The 2782-nt window shown below is 64.0% G+C and carries 5 protein-coding genes; 2 read left to right on the top strand and 3 right to left on the bottom strand.

All coding sequences use genetic code 11. The features are described 5' to 3' along the window. Window positions 1-376: EAL domain-containing protein (locus tag EOA85_RS31820; RefSeq protein ID WP_164760012.1), on the top strand; the 376-nt coding region annotated here is incomplete at its 5' end. Between the two features lie 54 nt (window positions 377-430). On the opposite strand, the gene EOA85_RS39535 is transcribed toward EOA85_RS31820, so the two are convergent. Both EOA85_RS39535 and EOA85_RS31810 read right to left on the bottom strand, forming a co-directional pair. Next, entirely contained in the window at window positions 431-679 is a 249-nt protein-coding gene (locus tag EOA85_RS39535) for a PIN domain-containing protein (protein ID WP_348627952.1), read from the bottom strand. An 18-nt stretch (window positions 680-697) separates the two neighbouring features. Next, on the bottom strand, window positions 698-1123 hold the full coding sequence (locus EOA85_RS31810; RefSeq protein ID WP_127212371.1) for a MarR family transcriptional regulator: 426 nt from the start codon (window positions 1121-1123) through the stop codon (window positions 698-700). Between the two features lie 29 nt (window positions 1124-1152). Between EOA85_RS31810 and EOA85_RS31805 the strand changes: the two genes are divergently transcribed. Beyond that, window positions 1153-1647 carry a hypothetical protein gene (locus EOA85_RS31805; RefSeq protein ID WP_245486207.1) on the top strand — a complete coding sequence of 165 codons (495 nt, stop codon included), beginning with the start codon at window positions 1153-1155 and terminating at the stop codon, window positions 1645-1647. A 137-nt stretch (window positions 1648-1784) separates the two neighbouring features. Here EOA85_RS31805 and EOA85_RS31800 read toward each other — a convergent pair. Beyond that, window positions 1785-2782 (bottom strand): FAD/NAD(P)-binding oxidoreductase (locus EOA85_RS31800; protein WP_127212370.1); only part of this gene is annotated, 998 nt, incomplete at its 5' end.

The following is a 2782-nucleotide window of genomic DNA, read 5'->3' as shown; positions in this document are numbered from 1 at the left end:
GCACATCCGCGCCGCCGGTGTTCATCTCGAACTCGACGATTTCGGCACCGGCTACGCCTCGCTCAGCCACGTCAACCCGAACGAGATCGACCGGCTGAAGATCGATCGCCGCTTCGTCCAGAACATCAATGAGAACGGCGACAACACCAAGATCGTGCGAGCCATCACCGAACTCGCCCGCGGCCTCGGCATCTCGATCGTCGCCGAGGGCGCAGAAACCGAGGCCGAGCTCGATTCGCTGATGGCGATCGGCTGCGACCAGGTGCAGGGCTATTCCATCGCCTTCCCGATGCCGCAGGACACGGCACGCGAATGGCTGGTCGCGCGGGCGCCGAAGAAAGCCAGGCTAACGGTGCTGCGGGGAAGCCGGGCGTAAGGCGCCAACCTTGACATGCCGCTTCGGAAATGGCGGCCTGACGGGTGAATCCGGCTAAGGTGCCGCCGACTGTCGCAATGGTGGCAAAGTCTTCAGCGGATTGAGCATCGGCGACCCGAGCGGTGCAAAATGACGCTCGTTGTCCGTCAGTATCGTCAAACCGTGGACCTCGGCCGTCGCGGCGATCGCTATGTCTTCGAACCCTGACCGATGCGCCCTTGCCCGATCAAGGATGGCCCCGGCGGCATGTGCGGCGCGCAAATCGAAGGGAAGAACCCTCTTTCCTTGGGCCACTGAAACAATGCGTTCGGCAGTTTGGGATCAATCGACATTCGCCCGCAGCGCCGCCAGGACCTCCGCGAACTCCGCCAGCCTCTCGTCGGACAACCCGGTCCGCAGCCGCCTGTCGAAAGCGAGGGCTGCCGTGCGCAATTTCAGGAACAGCGCCTCTCCCGCTTCGGTCAGTTCAACCTGGTGGACGCGGCGGTTTTCCGGATCGCGGCGCCGGGTCAGCAGGCCTTGGGTCTCCATCGCGTTCAGATGGTGGGTCAGCGTCGCGCCTTGGATTCCGATCATGCCGGCGAGCTCGCGCTGGTTGGCCATCTCGCGCGACTTGATCGACAACAGAGTGACCCAGACCGGCAGCGTGCCGCCAGCCTCGACCAAGGCGGCGTCGAAGGCCTGTGCGACAAGCTTTGCGGTGCGGGCGAGATTCATCCCGACTGGCGGGCGGTCAAAAAGCGTCATGATCCGACACTAGAGCAAGGGAAATGCCGATGGAACTGGCTCTTGAATTTACGTTGACATCTAATCATTCGATATCTAATCCTATGGTAGCGGTGGGGAAAGGTGGAAATGCGGTCATGCAGTATGTCTACATCATCGTCCTGGGCCTTCATGTATTGGCCGGTGTGTTCTGGGCTGGAACGACCATCGCTGTCGCCCGCGATCCGGAGATTCGGACCGAACGGTTTTTCCGGCCGCAAATGCGAGCGGCCGGCATGGTTTTCCTGACCGGCGCCCTCCTCTGGTATTTCTTCCACGGCGGCTATTTCGGTTCGATGGAAATGGTTCTGGCCCTGGGTATCGCCACAGCCCTGATTGCCGCCGGCGTCCAGGGCGCGCTGGTCGGCTCTGCCAGCAGGCAGCTCGCCGGCACTGACGCGGCGACGGAAACCCAGCTGCGCGTGAAAATGACAAGGGGCGAACGCATCGCTGGTGGGCTGCTGGTCATCACCGTACTTTGTATGGCTACCGCCAGGTTGTTCTGAGCAGGGCCGCCGCAATTGACAAGATCGTACGATTTCCGGCCGCAAGCCGGCGGCGGTGCGGCGCGCAGATCGGTCCGACTTGCCTGGTGGCTCTCCGTACGGAGGTTCGGCTGCGCGCCACCAATCCAAAGCGATCCTCAGATCCTCAGGCCGAACCTGATGCCGTCGTAGATTGCGGCGTGGATGTTGCGCGAGGCGACCGCATCGCCGATGCGGAAGAGCACGAAACCGCCTTGCGGATTGCGCGCCGGAAAAATGTCGCCGCCATTGACCAGCCGCTCGTAGTCGACCGCGCCGCCATTCTTCGACAGCGGTTTCAGTGCGAGATAGAGGTCATCGAGCGGCAGCGTGCCGTGCTCGACCACCACCTGATCGACCCGCCGCTCGCCGCGCCAGCCGTCGGCGAAGTCTGAGCCGAGCTCCGCAACCAGTTGATTGCCCTCGCGCCGTACCGAGCGCAGCCGTGTGTTTATAGTGACGGTGACGCCCTTCTCGTGGAAGGCACGCATATACGGCACGTGATTCATGCCGCCCATTTCCGGCGCGAAGAAGCGTTCGGGCGAAACAAGCTCCAGCCTTGCGCCGCTGCCCGCGATCAGCTCGGCGGCTCCCATGCCTTGATGGCCGCCATTGTCGTCATAGAGCAGCACGTTTTCGGCCGGCTTGACGCTGCCGGCCATGATATCCCAGCTCGACGTGACGAGATTGTCGCCCGCCGCCAGCGGCGGGTTCTGGGGCAGGCCGCCGGTGGCTATCACCACTACGTCGGGCGACAGCGCCAGAACATCGTCCTTCTCCGCCCAGGTGTCATAGCGGATCTCGACGCCGAGCCGGTCGAGTTCGGCCAGCCGCCAGTCGATGATGCCGATCAGCTCCTTGCGGCGCGGGTTCTGTGTCGCCAGCCGCACCTGGCCGCCGGCCTGGCTCGACGCTTCCAGCACCGTGACCTGGTGCCCGCGCTCGGCAGCGACACGCGCCGCCTCCAGCCCGCCGGCCCCAGCGCCGACGACGATCACGTTTCGCTTCGGTCCCTCGGTCCTGGGGATGATGTGCGGGATATCGGCCTCCCGGCCGGTTGCCGCGTTGTGGATGCACAGCGCCTCGCCGCCTTCATAGATGCGGTCGAGGCAGTAAG

Source organism: Mesorhizobium sp. M5C.F.Ca.IN.020.29.1.1 (assembly GCF_003997375.1).
GTDB lineage: Bacteria > Pseudomonadota > Alphaproteobacteria > Rhizobiales > Rhizobiaceae > Mesorhizobium > Mesorhizobium wenxiniae.
Note: the sequence above shows the minus strand (reverse complement) of the source record. Positions and strands in the feature narration are given on the sequence as shown.